Raw genomic sequence first — 3,836 nt, forward strand, 5'->3', positions numbered from 1 at the left:
CGCTCTCCGCATGCAGCGAGACCAAGTGGAACGGAGGAATAAACGTCTGCATGAATGCCGGAGCGCCATGCATAGGGTGCATGCACCCCGGATTTCCGGACGAGACTTCGCCGTTCTTCAAGGCCCAGAGCAGGCTGGAGATAGACCTGACGAAAACTGTGTTCACGACACTGACCGGAGCGGTTCTGGTTGGTGCGGGAGCCTACATTGTAACCCATGCAGTAAGGGAGAGCAAGATTGAGAAGGAAAGGAGGAAAGAGAAATGAGGTACGTTCTGAGGTTTGATGTCCACCAGAGGCTCCAGCATCTGCTCCTTCTCACCAGCTTCATAATTCTCGCAGTCACAGGCCTTCCACTTCTCTACAGATACACGGACTGGGGCATGGGGCTGATCAATGCTATGGGAGGGGTTGAAAACGTACGAGGGTGGCACAGACTTGCCAGTTTCGTGATGATTTTCGCAGGAATTTACCACATCCTGTGGGCTCTGGCAAAAAGACCGACAACAATGATACCCAGGATGAAGGATGTCCGGGACTTCATAGCGGACGTGAAGTTCGCATTTGGCATGTCCAATGAGGTGCCGGAATACCACAAGTTCAGCTACGTGCAGAAGTTCGAGTACTGGGGTGCCTTCTGGGGAATGGTCATAATGATCTCAACCGGGCTCGTGCTGAGCTATCCGGATATTTTCTCTCCATCAGGAGAGTGGTTTGCCGCTTTCAGAGTTGCGCACTGGGAGGAGGCAATTCTGGCTGTTGTTTTCATAGCGAGCTGGCACATGTACTTCAGCCATCTCAGGAAGAAGTTCTTCCCCTTCAACAAGGTCATCTTCACCGGCAAAATGGAGCTGGACAAGGCGGAGGATGAGCATCCCCTCTGGGTTGAGGAGGTGATTAAGCGTGGAAGTGGTAATTGATCCGGTTACGAGACTTGAGGGTCATCACGGAGTGAAGCTGAACGTGGAGGGTGGAGTGGTCAGGGAGGCGAAGGCTCTCGCAACGATGTTCAGGGGGTTTGAGAGAATCGTGGTTGGCAGGGATGTGAGGGACGCACCGATAATCCTGCAGAGGATATGCGGGGTCTGCCACAACGACCACAGACTCGCGAGTCTGTTTGCAATTGAAAACGCCGCAGGACTCGGAAACGAATGGGGTCACGGGCTACCCGAACCGGCGCTGCTGCTCAGAAACGTCATCGCAAGCCTTCAATACGTCTTCGACCACCCGGTATGGGCTTACGCTCTCACTGGCCCCGATTACTGCGACCAGATACACAAAACCGGACTTACAAGGTTCAACCCGATTGTGGGCCAGGGCGTGAAGGAGGCGGTCTTCGCCCAGAGAAGACTTCACCAGGCCATGGCATATATCGGTGGAAAGGTACCGCACATCATGACACCCATTCATGGCGGGGTAACCCTCGAAATAGACGAGAAGGTGATTGGCAGGCTGATCAGCATCGTTCTCGATGTCAAGAAGTGGGCAATAGGGGTTGGACTCGGAAAGACCACGCTCGAACACACGGCTGATGTGGCCGGATACATCATAGACGACGTCTCCGGAAAAATCCAGGACGGCAAGGAGATCACACCGCCTTCAGACCCGGAGATTGGCAGGGGCCTCTACGACCTCGTGTCGCTCATCGTGGTGATGGCAAACATGGGCCTGGCTGAAATGGGAGATAGAACACCAGCGATGCTGGCATACGGATTTCTGACAGATGCTGAAGGAAAGCTGTTCTTTCCATCAGGCTTTTTCAACGGAAGCGAGCTTGAGAAGTTCGACTACAGAAAGATAAGTGAAGACGTGAAGCACTCATACTACAGCGACGATGCAGGTGGGGAGTACGTGGGTAATGAGGACACGAGAAAACTCGTTCCGAAATACGGAAAGAGCGGTGCATACACCTGGGCCAAGGCACCCAGATACGCTGGCAAGCCGGCAGAGGTGGGACCTCTCGCAAGGATGGTGGCCAAGGGTTTCAGAGACGGGTGGGAATACGGAGACCCGCTTGACTTGAGAAAGAGCCTTGCAGGGGGAAGAACCGCAAGCAACGCTCTGGCGAGGAACATTGCGAGGATTCAGGAGGAACTCCTCATGATAGACTACCTCGAAAGCCTGCTCCTCCAGCTGAAAGACCATGCAGGCAGGAAAACACACATCGAGTTTCCGGAAAACCTGACGGGAGAGGGTGTCGGGCTGAGAGAGGCCCCGAGAGGGGCACTGGGACACTGGATGAGGGCGAAGGACGGGAAGGTCGAGAACTATCAGGTCATAGCTCCAACGACCTGGAACGTCTCACCGAGAGATTCAGCCGGAAATCCCGGACCGCTTGAGGAAGCGCTTGTCGGAACTCCGATGGAAAATGGAGATCAGTGGGACGTCGTGAGGGTGATACACAGCTTCGACCTCTGTCTGGCATGCACGGTCCACGTTTTCACCAACGATGGCAGAAAGTGGAACTTCACTGTCTAATTTTTTATCATGCCCTTCCCCTGTTTTCTCCATGGATTACGGCTGAGGCCACAATGTGGGCCAGCCTTAGACATTCAGGAATATACCCCTTTAGCGTCGCAGACTTCAGAAAACTCACCGCCTGACCGTAATCGCATCCGGTGAACTGGATGAATATTCCGCCCGCTTCCCGGATTTCTCCCGCCTTCTCTATAGTTGAAAGTCTCTCGTCGCCCATTTCAAGATTCTGAAGAGCTCGCTTTATGGAGTCGAGGTCAGGGCGTTTTCTCATCACCACAACAACGGGCGTGGACAGTCCATCAGATATGATCTCTATATCGGCAACGTTGAACCCACCAAACGTAATCCCGCCCAGAAATATGCACCTTATCTGTTCCCTGAACTTGGACCTTGAAACCATCCTGACGATCTTGTCCGTGACGTCCATGCCATCAACGGCTATGCTCTCCACCATCACCCCCTCAACATAACAACTACCCTCGGTAACAACACCAGCAATAACACACCTCTTTCCAGAAAAGCTATCGTCTATGCCGAGGAACCTAGCCTGTTTCATTATATCAGCAATCGTAGTGCCTTCTGACCATTCTGACTCCGTCGATTTTTCTCAGCTCTTCCTCGCTTCCGGCGTTTACTATGTAATGGTAATCGTAAAAGGCCTCATAAACTTCAACAAACCTCTCCCTGAGTCTCCTTTCAACCTCCCCTCGTCTCGAGAGGTCGACCCAGACCTCATAATACATTGACTCACCTCAGACCTGTCAGATCGTAAATGCCAAAAACAATTATGAAAAATAGAATTGTTCCTACTGCGACCCTGATCGTGCTCACCAACCACCAGTACTTCAGTATCCTCACCAGGTTCTCCTCGTCCATCAGCCAGCGAAAGATTCTGTCAGAGATCATGCCTCAGCCTGCTGCTCCTTTTTGCTTTTGATCTTCTTAAGTCTTATGATGTTCTCTCTGTCCATCTCCTCGAGCTTGAAGGTTATGTACCTCGCAGCCTCCTCCATCTCCGGAATCACCTTGAACTCAAGGGCGTTGACCCTCCTCTTGGTTCTCTCGATCTCCTCTATGAGCTTCTTGAGGGTGGTCTCAACTTCGGCAACCTCGAGAATGGCATCGATCAGCGCCTCGTAAGCCTCTACTGCCTCATCAACCCTCGCGGTGGTGCCGATGACACCGTAGTTTCTCTCTGCGAGAGACTTCCTGACAACCTCCCTCTTGATGACCGGAACCACAACACCCATTATGTTTTTCCTCTTAAGCGTGAACGTGGGCCCCTTTTCCACGGACAGGGCGATGGACTTCACTGCCACAACACCGTCAGCGGCCATGGCAAGCGCGAGCTTTTCCTGC

6 protein-coding genes and 1 pseudogene are annotated in these 3,836 nt (G+C 52.8%); 3 read left to right on the forward strand and 4 right to left on the reverse strand.

The features are described from left to right. The 3 genes and pseudogenes from ACXJJC_RS07095 to ACXJJC_RS07105 form a co-directional block, all read left to right on the forward strand. A pseudogene (locus tag ACXJJC_RS07095) lies at positions 1 to 266 on the forward strand (hypothetical protein); the annotation flags it as partial. After that, on the forward strand, positions 263 to 919 hold the full coding sequence (locus ACXJJC_RS07100; protein ID WP_456370534.1) for a formate dehydrogenase subunit gamma: 657 nt from the start codon (positions 263 to 265) through the stop codon (positions 917 to 919). The pseudogene ACXJJC_RS07095 and the gene ACXJJC_RS07100, both read left to right, overlap by 4 nt. Continuing rightward, the gene (locus ACXJJC_RS07105) at positions 903 to 2,477 is read left to right on the forward strand and encodes a nickel-dependent hydrogenase large subunit (RefSeq protein ID WP_456370536.1); all 1,575 of its coding nucleotides are present in this window, start codon (positions 903 to 905) and stop codon (positions 2,475 to 2,477) included. Before ACXJJC_RS07100 ends, ACXJJC_RS07105 begins: the two co-directional genes overlap by 17 nt. A 7-nt stretch (positions 2,478 to 2,484) precedes the next feature. Here ACXJJC_RS07105 and ACXJJC_RS07110 read toward each other — a convergent pair whose 3' ends face one another. The 4 genes from ACXJJC_RS07110 to ACXJJC_RS07125 all read right to left on the reverse strand — a co-directional run. Next, positions 2,485 to 3,033 (reverse strand): endonuclease dU, encoded by a 549-nt coding sequence (locus ACXJJC_RS07110; protein ID WP_456370538.1) that lies wholly within the window; start codon positions 3,031 to 3,033, stop codon positions 2,485 to 2,487. 4 nt (positions 3,034 to 3,037) lie between these two features. Continuing rightward, positions 3,038 to 3,220 (reverse strand): hypothetical protein, encoded by a 183-nt coding sequence (locus tag ACXJJC_RS07115; RefSeq protein WP_456370540.1) that lies wholly within the window; start codon positions 3,218 to 3,220, stop codon positions 3,038 to 3,040. Positions 3,221 to 3,224: 4 nt separating this feature from the next. Further along, complete coding sequence (locus ACXJJC_RS07120; protein ID WP_456370542.1) at positions 3,225 to 3,383, reverse strand: hypothetical protein; 159 nt, start codon at positions 3,381 to 3,383, stop codon at positions 3,225 to 3,227. Then, positions 3,380 to 3,836: V-type ATP synthase subunit D (locus ACXJJC_RS07125; RefSeq protein ID WP_456370544.1), on the reverse strand; the 457-nt coding region annotated here is incomplete at its 5' end. The genes ACXJJC_RS07120 and ACXJJC_RS07125, both read right to left, overlap by 4 nt.

It is taken from the genome of Geoglobus sp., assembly GCF_054018175.1.

Bases quoted from the DNA above. Each gene is read 5' to 3' on its own strand.
- ACXJJC_RS07110 (WP_456370538.1), bottom strand. From the start codon at position 3,033: ATGAAACAGGCTAGGTTCCTCGGCATAGACGATAGCTTTTCTGGAAAG.
- ACXJJC_RS07120 (WP_456370542.1), bottom strand. From the start codon at position 3,383: ATGATCTCTGACAGAATCTTTCGCTGGCTGATGGACGAGGAGAACCTG.
- ACXJJC_RS07115 (WP_456370540.1), bottom strand. From the start codon at position 3,220: ATGTATTATGAGGTCTGGGTCGACCTCTCGAGACGAGGGGAGGTTGAA.
- ACXJJC_RS07100 (WP_456370534.1), top strand. From the start codon at position 263: ATGAGGTACGTTCTGAGGTTTGATGTCCACCAGAGGCTCCAGCATCTG.